Source organism: Rhizobacter sp. Root404, assembly GCF_001425865.1.
Taxonomy (GTDB): domain Bacteria; phylum Pseudomonadota; class Gammaproteobacteria; order Burkholderiales; family Burkholderiaceae_C; genus LMDS01.
The window spans coordinates 597975-615226 of sequence record NZ_LMDS01000004.1 but is presented as its reverse complement, the minus strand read 5'-3'; the positions used below and the strand labels follow the sequence as shown (position 1 = coordinate 615226).

Annotated in this window: 19 protein-coding genes; 7 read left to right on the top strand and 12 right to left on the bottom strand. The window is 70.6% G+C overall.

The window, feature by feature from the left end:
* The first annotated feature begins 8 nt into the window (after positions 1-8).
* Positions 9-1004: a quinone oxidoreductase gene (locus tag ASC76_RS07490; RefSeq protein ID WP_056464461.1), complete on the top strand. Its 996-nt coding sequence runs from the start codon at positions 9-11 to the stop codon at positions 1002-1004.
* A gap of 39 nt (positions 1005-1043) precedes the next feature.
* Here ASC76_RS07490 and lspA read toward each other — a convergent pair whose 3' ends face one another.
* From lspA to ASC76_RS07465, 5 genes are all read right to left on the bottom strand, one after another.
* Positions 1044-1535 carry a signal peptidase II gene (gene lspA, locus ASC76_RS07485; RefSeq protein ID WP_056464460.1) on the bottom strand — a complete coding sequence of 164 codons (492 nt, stop codon included), beginning with the start codon at positions 1533-1535 and terminating at the stop codon, positions 1044-1046.
* A 2-nt stretch (positions 1536-1537) separates the two neighbouring features.
* The gene (ileS, locus tag ASC76_RS07480; protein ID WP_056464459.1) at positions 1538-4399 is read right to left on the bottom strand and encodes an isoleucine--tRNA ligase; all 2862 of its coding nucleotides are present in this window, start codon (positions 4397-4399) and stop codon (positions 1538-1540) included.
* Positions 4400-4500: 101 nt separating this feature from the next.
* The gene (locus ASC76_RS07475) at positions 4501-5526 is read right to left on the bottom strand and encodes a bifunctional riboflavin kinase/FAD synthetase (protein WP_056464457.1); all 1026 of its coding nucleotides are present in this window, start codon (positions 5524-5526) and stop codon (positions 4501-4503) included.
* Between the two features lie 23 nt (positions 5527-5549).
* Entirely contained in the window at positions 5550-6743 is a 1194-nt protein-coding gene (locus ASC76_RS07470; protein ID WP_056464456.1) for a helix-turn-helix domain-containing protein, read from the bottom strand.
* A 72-nt stretch (positions 6744-6815) separates the two neighbouring features.
* On the bottom strand, positions 6816-7316 hold the full coding sequence (locus ASC76_RS07465; protein ID WP_200947114.1) for an MgtC/SapB family protein: 501 nt from the start codon (positions 7314-7316) through the stop codon (positions 6816-6818).
* Between the two features lie 105 nt (positions 7317-7421).
* Here ASC76_RS07465 and ASC76_RS07460 point away from each other — a divergent pair, with 105 nt between their 5' ends.
* The 4 genes from ASC76_RS07460 to ASC76_RS07445 are packed head-to-tail and all read left to right on the top strand — an operon-like array spanning position 7422 to position 9723.
* Complete coding sequence (locus tag ASC76_RS07460; RefSeq protein ID WP_056464453.1) at positions 7422-8459, top strand: RNA methyltransferase; 1038 nt, start codon at positions 7422-7424, stop codon at positions 8457-8459.
* Positions 8456-9049: a 3'-5' exonuclease gene (locus tag ASC76_RS07455; RefSeq protein ID WP_056464451.1), complete on the top strand. Its 594-nt coding sequence runs from the start codon at positions 8456-8458 to the stop codon at positions 9047-9049. The genes ASC76_RS07460 and ASC76_RS07455 overlap by 4 nt, the downstream gene beginning before the upstream one ends.
* Before the next feature lie 46 nt (positions 9050-9095).
* Positions 9096-9428, top strand: coding sequence for a hypothetical protein (locus ASC76_RS07450; RefSeq protein ID WP_056464450.1), 333 nt, complete (start codon positions 9096-9098; stop codon positions 9426-9428).
* 31 nt (positions 9429-9459) lie between these two features.
* A complete protein-coding gene (locus tag ASC76_RS07445; RefSeq protein WP_056464448.1) occupies positions 9460-9723 on the top strand; it encodes a DUF2277 domain-containing protein in 264 nt (87 codons plus the stop codon).
* 13 nt (positions 9724-9736) lie between these two features.
* Here the strand turns inward: ASC76_RS07445 and ASC76_RS07440 are convergent, their stop codons facing one another.
* The 6 genes from ASC76_RS07440 to ASC76_RS07415 form a co-directional block, all read right to left on the bottom strand.
* Positions 9737-10648: a transporter substrate-binding domain-containing protein gene (locus tag ASC76_RS07440; protein WP_056464446.1), complete on the bottom strand. Its 912-nt coding sequence runs from the start codon at positions 10646-10648 to the stop codon at positions 9737-9739.
* Positions 10645-10998: a c-type cytochrome gene (locus ASC76_RS07435; RefSeq protein WP_056464445.1), complete on the bottom strand. Its 354-nt coding sequence runs from the start codon at positions 10996-10998 to the stop codon at positions 10645-10647. The genes ASC76_RS07440 and ASC76_RS07435 overlap by 4 nt, the downstream gene beginning before the upstream one ends.
* Positions 10995-12671 carry a PQQ-dependent dehydrogenase, methanol/ethanol family gene (locus tag ASC76_RS07430; RefSeq protein WP_056464444.1) on the bottom strand — a complete coding sequence of 559 codons (1677 nt, stop codon included), beginning with the start codon at positions 12669-12671 and terminating at the stop codon, positions 10995-10997. The genes ASC76_RS07435 and ASC76_RS07430 overlap by 4 nt, the downstream gene beginning before the upstream one ends.
* 227 nt (positions 12672-12898) lie before the next feature.
* On the bottom strand, positions 12899-13597 hold the full coding sequence (locus ASC76_RS07425) for a pseudouridine synthase (protein ID WP_056464442.1): 699 nt from the start codon (positions 13595-13597) through the stop codon (positions 12899-12901).
* 31 nt (positions 13598-13628) lie between these two features.
* Complete coding sequence (locus ASC76_RS07420; protein ID WP_056464440.1) at positions 13629-14285, bottom strand: CoA pyrophosphatase; 657 nt, start codon at positions 14283-14285, stop codon at positions 13629-13631.
* The gene (locus ASC76_RS07415; RefSeq protein ID WP_056467066.1) at positions 14285-15127 is read right to left on the bottom strand and encodes a phytanoyl-CoA dioxygenase family protein; all 843 of its coding nucleotides are present in this window, start codon (positions 15125-15127) and stop codon (positions 14285-14287) included. Before ASC76_RS07415 ends, ASC76_RS07420 begins: the two co-directional genes overlap by 1 nt.
* Positions 15128-15229: 102 nt before the next feature.
* Here ASC76_RS07415 and ASC76_RS07410 point away from each other — a divergent pair, with 102 nt between their 5' ends.
* Together ASC76_RS07410 and ASC76_RS07405 are read left to right on the top strand one after the other, a co-directional pair.
* Positions 15230-15652: a hypothetical protein gene (locus ASC76_RS07410; protein ID WP_056464438.1), complete on the top strand. Its 423-nt coding sequence runs from the start codon at positions 15230-15232 to the stop codon at positions 15650-15652.
* A 10-nt stretch (positions 15653-15662) separates the two neighbouring features.
* Complete coding sequence (locus ASC76_RS07405) at positions 15663-16226, top strand: YdeI family protein (protein ID WP_056464436.1); 564 nt, start codon at positions 15663-15665, stop codon at positions 16224-16226.
* A gap of 21 nt (positions 16227-16247) precedes the next feature.
* On the opposite strand, the gene ASC76_RS07400 is transcribed toward ASC76_RS07405, so the two are convergent.
* On the bottom strand, positions 16248-17252 hold the full coding sequence (locus tag ASC76_RS07400) for an ABC transporter substrate-binding protein (RefSeq protein WP_056464434.1): 1005 nt from the start codon (positions 17250-17252) through the stop codon (positions 16248-16250).

The following is a 17252-nucleotide window of genomic DNA, read 5'->3' as shown; positions in this document are numbered from 1 at the left end:
GACCGCGCATGACCCAGAGCAACAACCCCACCGTCCGCATCGAGAAGCAGGGCGGCCCCGAGGAGATGCACCTCGTCGACATGCCCGTCGGCGAGCCCGGCGCCGGCGAGATCCGCATCCGCCATCACGCCTGCGGCCTGAACTTCATCGATGTCTACCAGCGCTCGGGCGTGTACCCCCTTGCGACGCCGCTGTCGCTCGGCATGGAGGCGGCCGGCGTCGTCGAGGCGGTCGGCGAGGGCGTCACGCACCTGAAGGCGGGCGACCGCGCCGCCTACGCCAGCAACCCGCCGGGCGCCTACTGCACGCTGCGCGTGATGCCGGCGCGCAATGTCGTCAAGCTGCCCGACGCGATCTCGTTCGAGACCGGCGCCGCGATGATGCTGAAGGGCCTGACCGCGCAATACCTGCTGCGCAAGACGCTGCCGCAGGGCGGCCTGCAGGCCGGCGACTTCGTGCTGTTCCACGCCGCCGCCGGCGGGGTCGGGCTGATCGCCTGCCAGTGGGCCAAGGCGCTCGGGCTGCAGTTGATCGGCACCGCCGGCTCGGACGAGAAATGCGCGCTCGCCAAGGCGAACGGCGCGGCCCACGTCATCAACTACCGCACCGAGGATTTCGCGGCACGCGTCAAGGAGATCACCGGCGGTCAGGGCGTGAAGGTCGTCTACGACTCGGTCGGCAAGGACACCTGGGACAAGTCGCTCGACTGCCTGCGCCCGTTCGGCCTGATGGCCAGCTTCGGCAACGCCTCGGGCGTGGTGCCGCCGTTCGCACCCGGCATGCTGGGCGCGAAGGGCTCGCTCTACGTGACGCGGCAGACGCTGTTCACCCACATCGCGACGCGCGAGGCCACGCAGGCGATGGCCGACGAGCTGTTCGCGGTCGTCACCGGTGGCCAGGTCAAGATCCATATCGAGCAGCGCTACCCGCTGGCCGACGTGACCCGGGCGCATCGCGACCTGGAGGCGCGCAAGACCACCGGCTGCAGCATCCTGATGCCCTGAGCCGACCGAACGGCGAGGGCCGGCGCGCGCAGCCGCGCGTCAGCGCCCGCGTCGCACGCGCAGCAGTTCGTCGAGGATCAGCAGCGCCGCGCCGACCGTGATCGCGCTGTCGGCGACGTTGAACGACGGGAACGCGGCGCCGCGCCAGTGCAGCTGGATGAAGTCGACGACCGAGCCGTGCAGCAGCCGGTCGATCACGTTGCCGATCGCGCCGCCCAGGATCAGCGCGAGCGCCCAGCCGAACAGCCGCTGGCCGCCGTGGCGCGACAGCATCCAGACGATGAAGACGGCCGCCACGACCGCCAGCCCGACGAACAGCCAGCGCTGCCAGCCGGACGAGGCGTGCAGGAACGAGAACGCCGCGCCGGTGTTGCGCCAGTGCACGATGTTGAAGAACGAGGTGATCGTGTGGCTGTCGCCGATCGCCATCGTGCGCAGGATCATCGCCTTCGTGATCTGGTCGAGCAGGATCACGATCGCGGCGATGCCCAGCCAGGGCAGCAGCGAGCTGCCTGATTTCTTCGCGGCCATGTTCAGGCGATCGTCCGGTTTTCGCCGGCGCCGAACAGGTTGGTGACGCAGCGGCCGCAGAGGGTCGGGTGCGCGGCATCCGCGCCCACGTCGTCGCGGTAGTGCCAGCAGCGGTCGCACTTGGTCGAGGTCGACGGCGCGACCGCCACGTTCAGCTCGGTCGCGCTCGTCAGCACCGCCTTCGAGGTGATCGTGACGAAGCGCAGGTCCTCGCCCAGCGAGGCGAGCAGCGCATGGTCGGCTTCGTTCGCGCCGATCGCGAGGTTCGCCTGCAGCGACGAGCCGAGCCGGCCGGCGGTGCGCACCGCCTCGATCTCCTTGTTCGCGACATCGCGGATCGCGCGGATGCGCGCCCACTTCGCGAGCAGCGCGTCATCGGCCCACGAGGATGTATCGCTGTAAGTCTCGACGAAGATCGACACCGACTGGCCCGGCGCGAACACCTTCCACGCCTCCTCGGCCGTGAAGCTGAGGAACGGCGCCATCCAGCGCAGCATCGCATGCGTGATGTGCCACAGCGCGGTCTGCGCCGAGCGTCGCGCAGCGCTCTTCGGCGCGGTGGTGTAGAGCCGGTCCTTCAGCACGTCGAGGTAGAACGCGCCGAGGTCCTCGCTGCAGAAGACCTGCAGTTTCGCGACCACCGGGTGGAACTCGTAGACCTCGTAGTGCGCGAGCACCTCGCCCTGGAACTGCGCCGCGCGCGCCAGCGCCCAGCGGTCGATCTCGAGCATCTCGGCGAGCGGCACGGCATCGGTCGCGGCGTCGAAGTCGCTCGTGTTCGCGAGCAGGAAGCGCAGCGTGTTGCGGATGCGGCGGTACGAGTCGACGACGCGGTCGAGGATCTTCTCGTCGATGCCGAGGTCGCCCGAGTAGTCGGTCGCCGCGCACCACAGGCGGATGATCTCGGCACCGCGCTTCTGCACCGAGTCCTGCAGCGAGATGAAGTTGCCCAGGCTCTTGCTCATCTTGCGGCCCGAGCCGTCGACCGTGAAGCCGTGGGTCAGCAGGCCGCGGTAGGGCGCGTGGTCCTCCATCGCGCAGGCGATCAGCAGCGACGAGTGGAACCAGCCGCGGTGCTGGTCGTGGCCTTCGAGGTAGAGGTCGGCCTCGGGGCCTTCCTCGCTCGTGACGCCGGGGTGGCTGCCGCGCAGCACGTGGAAGAAGGTCGAACCCGAGTCGAACCAGACGTCGAGGATGTCGTTGCTCTTGATGTAGTTCGCGCCGTCGGCGCCGAGCACATCCGTCGCGCTCAGCTTCGACCAGGCTTCGACCCCGCCTTGCTCGACGATGCCGGCCGCGCGATCGATCAGCGCCAGCGTGTCGGGGTGCAGCTCGCCGCTCTCCTTGTGCAGGAATAGCGGCAGCGGCACGCCCCAGTTGCGCTGGCGGCTGATGCACCAGTCGGGCCGGTTGGCGATCATGTCGTGCAGGCGCGCCTTGCCGTTCTCCGGATAGAACGTGGTCTGCTCGATCGCGGCGAGCGCGGTCTGGCGCAGCGTCTTGGCCGGCGTCTCGGTCTGGAACACGCCGGCGGTGCCTTGCGCGGGCTCGTCCATGCGCACGAACCACTGCGCCGCGGCACGGTAGATCACCGGCGTCTTGTGGCGCCAGCAGTGCGGGTAGCTGTGGGTCAGCGTCGAGGTGGCGAACAGCCGGCCAGCATCGCGGATGGCGTCGGCCACCAGCGGAGCGGCCTTCCAGATGTTCAGCCCGCCGAACAGCGGCAGGCCCGCCTCGTAGCGGCCGTCACCCTGCACCGGGTTCAGGATGTCGTCGAGCGCCAGGCCGTGCGCGCGGCAGGAGTTGAAGTCCTCGATGCCGTAGGCGGGCGACGAGTGGACGATGCCGGTGCCGTCGTCGTCGGTCGCGTACTCGGCGGCGTAGACCGGGGCGACGCGGTCGTAGCCCGGGTCGACGAGGGCGAGCGGGTGCTTGAAGTTGAGGCCTTCGAGCTTCGCGCCGGTGGTCGTCGCCAGGACGGTTCCCTCGAGGTCATACCGTGCAAGGCACTTCAGCACCAGCGCGCTCGCGAGCACCAGCAGCCCGCGCGGCGTGTCGACCAGCGAATACTCGATCGCCGGGCCGACGTTCAGTGCCTGGTTGGCGGGGATCGTCCATGCGGTCGTGGTCCAGATCACCGCAAAGGCATCCTTGGCCAGCGTGGGCAGGCCGAACGCGGCGGCCAGCTTCTCGGGCTCGGCCGCGAGGAAGCCGACATCGACCGTCTGCGACTTCTTGTCCGCGTATTCGATCTCGAACTCGGCCAGCGACGAGTGGCAGTCGAAGCACCAGTAGACCGGCTTCAGCCCGCGGTAGACGAAGCCGCGCTCGATGATCTTCTTCAGCACGCGGATCTCGTTGGCCTCGTTGCCGAAGTCCATCGTGCGGTACGGGTGCTCCCAGTCGCCGAGCACGCCGACCCGCTTGAAGTCGGCCATCTGCTGCGCGATCTGCTCGCCGGCGTAGGCGCGGCTCTTGGCCTGCACGTCGGCACGCTCCAGGTTGCGGCCGAAGGTCTTCTCGATCTGGTTCTCGATCGGCAGGCCGTGGCAGTCCCAGCCGGGCGTGTAGCGAGCGTCCAGCCCCTTGAGCTGGCGCGCCTTGACGATCATGTCCTTCAGGATCTTGTTGGCGGCGTGGCCGACGTGCAGCGTGCCGTTGGCGTAGGGCGGACCGTCGTGCAGCACGAAGCGGGGGCGGCCGACGCGGGCGTCGCGCAGGCGCTGGTAGATGCCTTGATCCGTCCATTCCTTGACCCAGCCCGGCTCGCGCTTGGGCAGGTCGCCGCGCATCGGGAACGGGGTGTCGGGCAGGTTCAGCGTCGATCGGTAGTCGGTCTTCAGAGTCTGGTCTGGGGTAGACATGGTGGCGCTCGGAGGTTGCGTTGCCGGCTGGGGCAGCGAACAGGATGGAGACCCGCGCGGGGGCGCGGGTGCGCTTCGAGATCGGGCGGGCGGCGCGCCCGTCAAATAATTCGGTCGCGGCTGGTCTGGCGGTGCTCGGCCGCGTGCGCCGCCAGAAACTCGCGGGCGTCGACCACGTCTTTCTCGATCGCGGCGGTCAACGCCGGCAGCCCGTCATAGCGGGCCTCGTCGCGAAGTTTGTGCAGCAGTTCCACGCGCACGAGTTTACCGTAGCCCCCCTCGGGGCCGAGCGCGGCGGGCCAATCGAGCACATAGGTCTCGAGCGAGACGCGCCCGCTGTCGTCGACCGTCGGCCGCTTGCCCAGGCTCGCGACGCCGTCGAGCGGCCGGTCCGTCAGGCCGTGGACCCGGACCGCGAAGATGCCGAGCGCGGCCGGCTTCGGGTGGCTGAAGCGCAGGTTGAGGGTGCGGAAGCCGTCGCTGCCGCCCGGCGCGCTGGCCCCGAGGCTGCGCCCCAGCTTCTTGCCGTGCACCACATGGCCGCTGATGCTGTACGGGCGGCCCAGCAGCGCCGTGACCTGGCCCATGTCGCCCGCGGCGAGCGCCTCGCGCACCGCGGAGCTGGACACGCGCAGGCCGCGCACCTCGTAGCTGTTCATGCGCGCGACGTCGAAGCCGGCGCGCTGCCCGGCCGCGTCGAGCATCGCGTAGTCGCCGGCGCGTTTCGCGCCGAACCGGAAGTCGTCGCCGACCAGCACGTACTTCGTGCCCAGGCCGCGGACCAGCACGTCGTCGATGAAGGCCTGCGGCGATTGCGCGGCGAAGCGCCGGTCGAACCGCAGCACGACGGTCTGGTCGATCCCGCAGCGCACCAGTTCGCTGAGCTTGTCGCGCAGCGTGGCGATGCGCGCCGGGGCCAGCTCGGGCCTGCCGGCCGTCGCGGCGAAATAGTCGCGCGGGTGCGGCTCGAAGGTCATCACGCACGCCGGCAAGCCGCGGTGCTGGGCCTCGGATTTCAGCAGCGCCAGCATCGCCTGGTGGCCGCGGTGCACGCCGTCGAAGTTGCCGATCGTGAGCGCGCAGGCGGGCGCGATGCCAGGGTGATGGAAGCCGCGGAACACTTGCATATGCGCGGCATTATCGACGCGGGCTACACGTCGGCCGGCTCCGCCTTCGCCTGCTTGAGATGCCGGTAGATCAGGCCGCGCGACACGCCGAGCTTGCGGGCGGCCTTGGACACGTTGCCGGCGCACGCCTGCAGCGTCTGGACGATCAGGTGGCGGTCGTTGTCGCGCAGCGTCGCCGCCACCGGCTCGGCGACGGGAATGCGCGCCGGCTCGACCCGCGCAGGCGCGCGCAGCTGGACCAGCGGGCCGGCGCCGTCGGGGGCCTGCATGCGGGCGGCGATCCAGACGTTCAGCCCGTTCGGCAGCCGGTGCAGCGCCGCATCGGATGCGCGGGTGAGCAGGGCCAGCCGGTTCAGCGCGATGCCGAAGACATCGTCGGCATGCAGCCCGGCCTCGCCCTGCGTGACGCCGAGCAGGCGCGCCGCGACGTTGTTGAGCCAGGCGATGCGCCCGCTCGCGTCGAGCCCGGCCAGCCCTTCCATCGGCGTGCCGAGCAGCGCGGGCGAGGTCTGCAGGTGCACGACGAGGTGCTCGCTCGATTGCGCCCTGAGCAGCTGGTTCTCGATCGTCGTCGCGTACAGCGCGACCACCGCGGCGGCGTCGAAGCCGAACGGCCGGCCTTCCGAAGTCAGGTCGAGCACCGCCGCGAGGCGCCCGTGCACGTCGCGGATCGGCGCGGCCGCGCAATGCAGCTGCTGCAGGTTGCCGAAGAAGTGCTCGCCGCCGAGCACCAGGCAGGGCTGTTCGGTGCGCAGCGTGACGCCGGGCGCGCCGGTGCCGATGTGCTCCTCGTCGAGGCTGACGCCGACCCGGCGCGCCAGCGGCAGCAGCACCTCGCCGTGGTCCGCCGCCGAACGGGTGGCATGCACGACGACGCCCTGGTGGTCGGTCAGGATCGCGGTGCAGGCGGTGCCGGCCAGCGTGTCCTCGAGCTGCACCAGGTCGGTGGCCGCGGCCTGCAGCAGCACCTGGCTGCGCGACAGCGCCGAGTGGATGCGGCTCGGCGTCACCGGGTTGAAGGCGATGCGCTCGACCGGATCGCGGTGCCCGTGGACGCAGCGCGACCACGACTGGATCACGCTCTCGCTGACCAGGCCCGACGGTCGCACCCCGTCCTCGAAATAGCGCTGGCGCGCCAGCGCGAGACGCTGCTGCGGTGTCGAGAAGAAGGGTTGCGGCGGCAACGGGCCGCGAGTCGATCGTTGATCCAAGCGCATTCTCCGATCCGGTTCGCCGCGCAGTGTGGCAGAAGTGGGGGACAGAAATCCAGTGCCGTGCCTGACTGGCGATCAGCGCGGGGGCGGACGGGAATCCAACGGGCGTGGCTCGAGCCAGCGCGGCACCAGCGCCAGGATCGCCAGCGCGAGCAAGGTGCTGATCACCGCGGTGGTTTCGCGGCCGAGCCCGCAGGCGATGCCGATGGCCGCGGTCATCCAGACGCCCGCCGCCGTGGTGAGCCCCTGAACGCTTTCCTCGCGCTGCTGCTTGATGATCGCGCCGGCGCCCAGGAAGCCGATGCCGGCGACCACGCCCTGGATCACGCGGCTCATGTCGGCGATGCCCATGCCGCCCTGCTGCGGCACCAGCACGAACAGCGCCGCGCCGATCGCCACCAGCATGTGCGTCCGGATGCCCGCCGCCTTGCCCTTGTGCTCGCGTTCGTAGCCCAGCACGCCGCCGAGTACCGCCGCCAGCAGCAGGCGCAGCACCAGCCGGGTGAGCTGGGCGACGTCGGGGACGTCCGAGAACTCGGCGCGCAACGTGTCGAGGATCTGGTCGGTCAGGCTCATTCGCGGCTCCGCAGGCGGCGATGCCGCGATGGGCCGCGATCGTCGCACCCGCGCGCGCCGCAGGCAAACCGGGGGAATTGAGCCAGCGCCTAAACTCCGGCGTCCATGCGCATCGAATCCATCCGCCGCCGCCTGCGCGAGCACGGCGCCCAGGCCTGTCACGAGCACCGCGTGCTGCGCCTGTGGGCGATGGCGCTGCCGCAGCACAGCGGCAAGCGCAAGCCCGAGGACTTCCTCCCGCTCACCGTCCGCGCGATGCTGCCGGCGCTGGTCGACGACCTGGCGGGACTGGCGCGGCTGCGGTCGGAGCACCCGGCCGGGGACGGCTCGTCGCGCCTGCTGGTCGAGCTGGCCGACGGCCAGGCGGTCGAGAGCGTGCTGCTGCCGCGCGGCGGGCTGTGCGTGTCGACGCAACTCGGCTGCGCCGTCGGCTGCGTGTTCTGCATGACCGGCCGCGAGGGCCTGCTGCGCCAGTTGGGCAGTGCCGAGATCGTCGCGCAGGTCGCGCTCGCGCGCACCCTGAGGCCGGTGAAGAAGGTCGTGTTCATGGGCATGGGCGAACCGGCGCACAACCTCGACAACGTGACCGAGGCCATCGAGCTGCTCGGCCGCGAGGGCGGCATCGGCCACAAGAGCCTGGTGTTCTCGACGGTCGGCGACCGGCGCGTGTTCGACGCGCTGCCGCGGCTGCAGGTCAAGCCGGCGCTCGCGCTCTCGCTGCACTCGACCGACGCCGAACGGCGCGCCCGCCTGCTGCCGCGCGCGCCGCGGATCGATCCGGCCGAGCTGGTCGAGCTCGGCGAGCGTTACGCCCGCGCGACCGGCTACCCGATCCAGTACCAGTGGACGCTGCTGGCCGGCGTCAACGACGGCGACGACGAGCTCGACGGCATCGTCGCGCTGCTGCGCGGCAAGTTCGCGCTGCTCAACATGATCCCGTACAACGCCGTCGACGGTCTGGCCTTCGAACGGCCCGCGCCGGAGCGCGCTGAAGCGCTCGCGCGTGCGCTGCACGCCCGCGGCGTGCTGACCAAGCTGCGCCAGTCTGCCGGGCAGGAAGTCGACGGCGGCTGCGGGCAATTGCGCGCCCGCGCGCTCGCGCCGGTCACGTTCCACCCGCGCCGCGCGGAGGCGCTCGCATGACCGACTCCCCGTTCACGCCCGACAAGGAGCAGATCGCCGCGCTCGAGCCGTTCGAACGGCTGCCGCTCGAACGCATCGAACTGATCGCGACCGGCAGCCATGCCGAGCGCGCGATCGCCGAGCTGGCGGGCGCGACGATGCTGGGCTTCGACACCGAATCGAAGCCGACCTTCGCGAAGGGCGAGGTCTCCGACGGCCCGCACATCGTGCAGCTCGCAACGCTGGAGAAGGCCTGGATCTTCCAGCTGCACGACGCCGATTGCCGCGCGGTGCTGTGCGAGCTGCTGGCCACGCACGCCGGCCAGAAAGTCGGCTTCGGTCTCGGCGACGACATGCGTCGCATCCGCGGCAAGCTCGGCGTCGAGGCGCGCGGCGTGGTCGACCTGAACCACCTGTTCCGTGCCCAGGGCTACCGCAAGGACATCGGCGTCAAGACCGCGGTCGCGCTGCTGTTCGGCAAGCGCTTCCTGAAGTCGGGCAAGGCGAGCACCTCCAACTGGGCCGCGCGCCAGCTCAGCGAGAGCCAGCTGCTGTACGCGGCGAACGATGCGTGGGCCGCGGCGCGGGTCTACGAGGCCATGAACCGCTGACGTTGCTGTACCCTCGAAGGCTGACTGCGTTCCAGGAGACACGACGATGAAAGACTTCCCCGCCCGCGAAAAGCTCGACCTCACCGAGAAGGTGGCGCGCTACCTGGTGCTGGCCGGCACGCTGGACAAGAACTCGGCGCCCGACGACTACGACATGGCGAACGAGCTCAGCCTGGAACTCGCGATGGTGCTGCCCAGCGCCATCTACCGCGCGATGGTCGAGGCCGCGACGCACCCGGACGGCAAGGTCAACCCCGCGGTCGTCGCGGTGATGATGCGCGAGCAGCTGCTCGGTGCCGACGACCCGGCGCTGCACCCGGAACACGTCGCGATCCACACCCCCGGCGTCATGACCAAGCCGCGCAGCAAGGCGCACTGACGACGACGTCGACGGAACAGGAGGGCGGGCGATGTGCCGCAGCATCAAGACCCTGTACAACTTCGAGCCGCCGGTCACGGCGGACGAGATCCGCGCGGCTTCGCTGCAGTTCGTGCGCAAGCTCAGCGGCTTCAACAAGCCGTCCAAGGTGAACGAGGCCGCCTTCGGCCAGGCGGTCGACGAGATCGCCGCGGTGGCGGCGGTGCTGCTGGCCTCGCTCGAGACGCGGGCCGCGCCGCGCCATCGCGACGATCTGGCATCGGCGCGCATGTCGCGTCCCGGCGAGCCGGCCTGACGGCCGGCGCCGATCACTCGGCCATCAGGTCCGGCAGGCCGATCGCGCGACCGACCTGCGGGTCGCCCGGCACGACCCAGGTCGTGCCGGCGGCGGTGCTCCAGCGCTGCAGGTCGCCATTGGCGAGTGCCCGTTCGATCACGCGGTCGGCCGCGGCCCGCACGTCGGGTGCGTCCTCGCGCGCGACCAGACCGATGTTGATGCGCAGAGGGTGCACGTACGCCGCGCGGCGCAGCGTGCTCGCCGGATGGGCGAGCCGCCACGCGTCGTAGCGGTCCAGCGCCGCGAGCGTCGCGTCGATGCGGCCGCTCTCGAGCGCCTCCAGCGCGTCCTCGTTGCGCGACAGGCCGACGATCTGCGGCCGCAGCTTGCCGTTGCGGAACAGCGTGACGGCGGTGCCCGCCATCGTGCCGGCGACGACGCCGATGCGCGCATCGCCCGGCTGCGCCAGCGTGGCCGATTCGCGCGCCGCCTCGCGCACCAGCAACCCGAGGGCCACCGCGTGGTAGGCCCGGCTCGGGACCAGGGTGCCGAGCGGCACCCACGGTCGCAGCGGCGGGCGCTTGGCGCCCGGGTAGTCGGGGACGCGCGCGGTCGGCCGCGACGGCGCGCCCAGGTCGCCGGCGAGCAGCGGGAAGCCGCTGGCCAGCGCGCACACCCCGGACGACAGCAGCGCGTTGACCTCGTGCGAGAGCGTGCTCTCGGCCTCGTACTTCGACTCGAACGGCACCAGCTTCAGTGGCCGGCCGAGTTCGTCCGCGATCGCCTGCGCGACCCGCACGTCGAGCCCGCGCAATTCGCTGCTCACCGTGTACGACAGCGGCGGGTTGTTCTCGGCCATGCAGACCGCCAGCGGCTCCGCGGCCTGCGCAACGCCGGCCGCACCGAGCAGTGCCGCGGTCCACGCGAGGCGCAGCCGCGTCACGGTTCCTTGCCCCCGCGGCTGCCCACGTAGGCCCACAGCAGCTCGATCTGCTGCGGCGTCAGCGCATCCTTGAACGACGGCATGTTGCCCTTGCCGTTCGTCACCGAGTTCTGGAAGCGTTCGACGTCGTCGACCGGGAAGCGGCGCAGGTCGTAGACCGTGGTGCCGGAGTTGACCATGTTGTGGCCGTGGCACTGGGCACAGGTGCGGTGGTACTGCACGCGGCCCATGTCGATGTCCTCGGGCTGGAAGTGGGCCTGCGCGAGGGTGGCCGATGCGAAGCTCGCACCGGCCGCCAGCGCGGCGGCCCGCAGCGCCGCCGCGAAGGAAACGGCGAGCCGCCCCGTCATCGGATCGCGAAGGTCCAGAGCGAACCGCCGGCCGGCGTCTGCGACATGCGCTCGTCGCCCAGCAGGGCCCACACGCCGCCGCCGCCCGAGACGATCGACACGTACTGCTTGCCGTCCTTCTCCCAGGTGACGGGCAGGCCGATGATCCCGGAGCCGGTCTGGTACTGCCACAGCTTCTTGCCGCTCTCGGCGTCGACCGCGATCACCTCGCCGGTGGCTGAGCCGGTGAAGACCAGGCCGCCGGCCGTCGACAGCGTGCCGGCCATGCTCGGCTGGCCCGGCCAGGCCATCTGCCACTTGCTCTTGCCGGTCATCGGGTCGATCGCGCTCAGGTAGCCGTGCGGCTGGTCCTTGGGCATGTTGACGCCGCGGAAGTTGACGCCCAGGTACCACTCGCCCTGCTTGTACTCGGGCTTGGCCAGCTGGTACGGCCAGCTGATGTTGAGCGTGTTGGCGTAGGCCAGGCCCGTCGCCGGGTTCCACGACATCGGCTGCCAGTTCTTGCCGCCGAGCACCGACGGGAAGATCTCCACGTCCTCGCCGGCGCGCACGCGCTTGAACGCCGCGGACTCGACCGGCCGGCCGCTGGCCATGTCGATCTTGTCGGCCCAGTTGACCTTGACGTAGGGGTTCGCGGCCAGCAGCTTGCCGTTGGCGCGGTCGAGCACGTAGAAGAAGCCGTTGCGGTTGGCCTGCGCCAGCACCTTGCGCTTGGTGCCGCCCACGTCCATGTCGACCAGCATGCCGACCTCCGTGGCGTCGTAGTCGAACGGGTCGTTCGGCGAGAACTGGTAGTGCCAGACCAGCTCGCCGGTCTTCGGCCGGAACGCGAGCACCGAGCAGACGTAGAGGTTGTCGCCCTTGCGTGCCTCGGCGTTCCACGGACCGCCGTTGCCGGTGCCCCAGTAGACGAGGTCGAGTTGGGGGTCGTAGGCGCCGGTCAGCCAGGTCGGCGCGCCGCCCTTCATCGCGGTGTCGCCGGGCCAGGTGTCGCCGCCTTTCTCGCCGGCCGCGGCGGTCGTGTACAGCTTCCAGAGCTCCTTCCCGGTCTCCGGGTCCCAGCCGGTGATGAAGCCGCGGGTCCCGTACTCGCCGCCGGCGATGCCGGTGATCAGCGCGCCGCCAGTCACCAGCGGGGCCGATGTCATCGCATGACCCTGCTTGTAGTCGGCCGCCTTCGACTTCCAGAGCTGCTTGCCGGTCTTGGCGTCGTACGCGATCACGTGCGCGTCGAGCGTGGTGCGGTAGACCTTGCCGTTGTAGATCGCCACACCGCGGTTCAGCAGGCCGCAGCAGGCCATCTTGAACACATCGGACGCGAACTCGAGGTCCTGCTTCCAGATCTGCCGGCCGCTCAGCGCGTCGACCGCGACGGTGCTGGTGTGCGTCGTCACGTACATCACCCCGTTGTGGATGATGGGTTGCGACTCCTGCCCCTGCGGGTTGTTCAGGCTGTAGGTCCAGACCGGCGTGAGCTTGTCGACATTGCCCTTGTTGATCGCCTTCAGCGGGCTGTAGCGCTGGTTCGCATAGCCCATCCCGTAAGTGAGCACATCGCCGGTGGTGGCCTGGTCGTCGGTCAGGTCCTTCAGGGTCTGCGCCTGGAGGCCGGCGGTCGCGCCCAGCGCGAGCGCGCAGGCGATGGCGGCCCGCAGGGTTCGGTTCGTCGTCATGCTGTCTCCTGTTGTTGCTTTGGACGGCGCGTCGGCAAGACAGCCGAACGCGCCGCTGCCGCAACGGTAGGACGAGCAGATTCACGACGATATATAGGGGCATCCCTGACGGCCCCCCGGTGGCTGCGTAGCGGCGCGCGGCCCCAGCGAAGATGCCCTGGACGGTCTGCGGAAAGTCGCGTCCGTGCCGCGTGCGGTCGGTGTGCCGAACTGGAACAGCGTGGACGTCAGGGGCCGAACAGCACCTGCGGCCCGGGCAGCCAGCGCCACTGGCCCGGTGCCAGATCGGCCGGCAGCGCCAGCACCCCGTACCGGCTGCGGTGCAGCGCGTTGACGGTGTTGCCGGTGGCCGCGACCATCCGCTTGACCTGGTGGTACTTGCCTTCGAGCAAGGTCATCCGCAGCGCATGCGGGCCGGTCTGTTCGGCGGCGGCCGCCCGCACCGGCAGCGGATCGTCGTGCAGCACGACGCCGCGCAGCAGTTCGTCGACCTGCGCCGGCGTGACCGGATCGATCGTGCCGATCTCGTAGACCTTGGGCACGTGCTTCTTCGGCGACGTGAGGCGGTGGATCAGCGCGCCGTCGTCGGTCATCAGCAGCAGGCCGGTCGTGTCCTCGTCGAGCCGGCCGACCGGCTGCAGGCCGCGCACCCGCAGCGGCGGCGGCAGCAGGCTCATCACGCTCGGGTGATGCTTGGGCTTCTGCGAGCACTCGTAGCCGGCCGGCTTGTGGAGCAGCACCAGCGCCTTCGCGTGGTAGGGCCACAGTTCGCCGCGCACGCCGAAGGTCAGGCCCTCGGGCGCGACCTCGAAGAACGGGTCGTCGCAGACCTGCCCGGCCAGCGTCACGTGCCCGCCGAGGATCAGCCCCTCGCACTCACGGCGGGCGCCGAAGCCCTGGGAGAACAGCAGTTGGGAGAGTTTCATGCGCGCATTCTCGCGGCCGACGTTGCGGACCCTAGCGCCATGCGAAGGCCGGCTGGTCGAAGTGGGCGACGCGGGTCGCGAGGCCTTTGATGCAGACCTCGCGGAACTGGTACAGCACCGCTGCGGTCGGTGCGGCGATCCAGTGCCCGGCCACCGGCATTTTGAGCACCGGGCGCGCCGGGTCGTCGGTCGGCTCCAGGATCGGTGCGTCGGCGCGCATGAACTCGTCGACCGGGATGCGGTGGATGCTTTGCACCTCGTCCGGGTTCGGCCGCATCGCACGCGCGGCGCCGGCCCACACGACGACCGGCGTGATCACGTAGCCGGAGCGCGTCTCGAAGTCGTCGAGCCGGCCGAGCACGTCGTCCAGGCCGAGCCGAAGCGCCACTTCCTCGTCGAGCTCGCGCAGTGCGGCCTGCTCGGGGGACTCGCCGGCGTCGATGCGGCCGCCCGGCAGCGCCCACTGGCCGGCGTGCGCGCGCAGCGCTTCGGCACGGCGCGTCAGCACCAGCGCCGCGCGTTCGCTCCATGCGGCCGGGCTCGGCAGCCCGGGCAGGTCGGCGCCGAAGCCTTCGTCGGTGACGGCGACCGCGACCGCCGCGTGGCGGTGCCCGGCGAGGTCCCGCGCGAGGCGGTCGAAGCCGCGCAAGCGTGCGGCGATGGTCTCGCGAAGCGCGTCGTCCGCCATCAGCCGACCAGCTTCGGGAACAGCGGGTGGTCCATCTCGGCGCCGGCCGGCAACTCGTCGGCGAGGCCGGGGAAGGGCGGCGAGGTGACCCAAGCGCGCGGTGCATGCCGCACGTCGTCGCCGAGGAAGCGCACCGAGAACACGCGTCGGCGCCCGGTCCCCTGCACGCCCGCGGCGGCGTGCAGCGCGAGCATGTGGAAGCAGACGATGTCGCCCGGCTGCACGTCCCAGCCGATGATCGGGAACGCGGCGCGGTCGGCGTCGATCGCCGGCAGGTCGGCCAGGCTGCCCTCGGGGAACCACTTCGCCTGCTGGTCCATGAACGTGCGCGGCATCAGCCACGGGCCCCGGTGCGAACCCGCGACGAACTCCAGCGTCGACTCGCGCGGCACCGGATCGACCGCGATCCACATGCTGACGGTCTGCGTGCCCTCGATGTTGTAGTACGGCTGGTCCTGGTGCCACGGCGTGCGTTGGCGCGTGCCGGGTTCCTTGACGAGCAGGTGGTCGTGGTACAGCCGCACGGTCCGCGAGCCCATCAGGCGCTGCGCGAGCAGGGCAAGCGGCGAGCCGACGATGAACTCGCGGTACGCGGGGATGTGCGGCCAGTTGCAGAAGTCCTCGATGAAGAAGCCCGGGTCCTCCGGCCGGCTCGCGACCTTGGCGCGCGGGCTCGGCGCGGCGAGGTTGGCGTCGATCCCCTGCGTCAGCAACGCGAGTTCGTCGGCGTTGAGCAGACTGCGAATGCAGACCGCGCCATCGCGCCTGAAGGCCGCGACGTCGGCGTCCGCGACGTGCGCATCGACGCGCTCGGCGACGGTCGGGGGTGGGGTGGATGGCATGGTCATGGGCCTCGATTGTCGCGGAGCGCGCCTGCCGTTGGCACCTTGCTGGCATGATGCCGACGTGGCGTCGGGCTCATCCCGCTGCCGCGTCCACCGCCCATGTCAGCCCCCTTGATCGCGGCCCTGTGCTTCACCAGCATCCTGCTGGTGACGACGGCCTATTTCCTGATGGGCTCGGTGCCGCTGCTGATCCTCGACCACGACACGCCGATGGACGCGCGTTTCGTCCGGCGCTTCTTCGACGTGTACTACACCGCTGCGCTGTTCGCCGCCGGGGCGGCCGCGCTGAGCTACGCGCTGGCCGGGCGGCTGGCGTTCGCGGCACTGGGCGCGGGGCTCGCGCTGCTCGCGACCGCGCTGCGCCGCACGGTCATCCCGAAGATGGAAGCGCTGGGGGCGCAGATCCAGTCCGGCGCTGCCGGCGCGGTCCGCGCGTTCCGCCAGCTCCACGGCATGGCGATCGCGATCAACCTGGCGCAGCTCGTCGTCGTGGTCTGGAGCCTGATCGTCAACGTGCGCTGACAGGCCGGGGATGGCGGCGCCAACCTTCTTCCCGACCGCCATCGCGTTCCGCCACTGGCTCGACACGCACGCTGCCGCGGCCTCAGCGCTGCTGGTCGGCTTCCACAAGGTGGGCTCCGGTCGACCGAGCATGACCTGGCCGGAGTCGGTCGACGAGGCGCTGTGCGTCGGCTGGATCGACGGGGTGCGCAAGCGGATCGACGACGCCACCTATTCGATCCGCTTCACGCCGCGCAAGCCGAGCTCGATCTGGAGCGCGATCAACATCGCGAAGGTCGAGCGCTTGAAGGCCGAGGGACGCATGACGCCGGCGGGTGTCGCCGCCTTCGAGCGGCGCACCGAGGCCCGGTCCAAGGTCTATTCGTACGAGCAGGACGCGCCGGCCGAGCTGACACCGGCCGAACGGCGCGCGTTCAAGCGCCAGAAGGCGGCCTGGCGCTTCTTCGAGAGCGCGCCGCCCGGCTACCGCCAGCAGATGCTGCACCGCATCTGCCATGCGAAGCGGCCCGAGACTCGGGCCGCCAGGCTGGACAAACTGATCGCGGCCAGCGCCGCGGGCCGACGGCTCGAGTGAGCCGGGGCCGCGAGGCGGGATCTACTTCGCCATCGCCTTGTCCGTCACCGCATGGGTCCAGGCGGCGGCGCCCGGGTCCTTCTTGATGACCGGGTCGCTGCCGCCGGCGAGCAGCACCTTGACCGTGCGCTGGTAGGCGGCCGGGTCGAGGACGCCCATCTTCGGCGTGCCGGCGGTGGTGATCAGCTTGGCGACGTTCTCGAGCTGGCGCTTCTGCACCGCGGCCGTCGAACCGCCGGACGTGTCGGCGGCGAGCACGATCTTGACGGCCTCGTCCTGGTTCTTGATCGCGTACTCCCAGCCCTTGATCGAGGCCTTCACGAACTTCGCGATCTTCGCCACGTAGGCCGGGTCCTTCAGGTCCGGCTCGCGGGCGTAGAGGCCGTCTTCGAGCGTCGCGACGCCCTGGTCCTCGTACGGGAAGGTGACGAGGTCGGCCGGCTTCACGCCCGCATCGATCACCTGCCAGTACTCGTTGTAGATCATGGTCGAGATGCACGCGGCCTGGTTCTGCAGCAGCGGGTCGACGTTGAAGCCCTGCTTCAGCACCTTGACGTCGGGCGACGCGCCGCTGGTCTTCAGGCCGAGCGTGCCCATCCAGCTGAGGAACGGGTACTCGTTGCCGCCGAACCAGACGCCGAGCGTCTTGCCCTTGAAGTCCTTGGAGGTCGTGACGCCGCTGGCCTTCTTGCAGGTCAGCATCATCCCGGAGCGGTTGAAGATCTGCGCGACGTTGACCATCGGCACGCCGGCTTCGCGGGCGGCCAGCGCGCTGGGCATCCAGTCGACGGTCAAGTCGGCGCCCTTGGCGGCGAGCACCTGCGCGGGGGCGATGTCGGGGCCGCCCGGCTTGATCGTCACGTCGAGGTCGGCCTCCTTGTAGAAGCCCTTGGCGGCGGCCACGTAGTAGCCGGCGAACTGCGCCTGCGGCAGCCACTTGAGCTGCACGGTGACCTTGTCGGCGGCGCCGGCGGCACCGGCCATGCCAGCCAGCATCAGGGAGAGCAGGAGAGTCGTCTTGCGCAT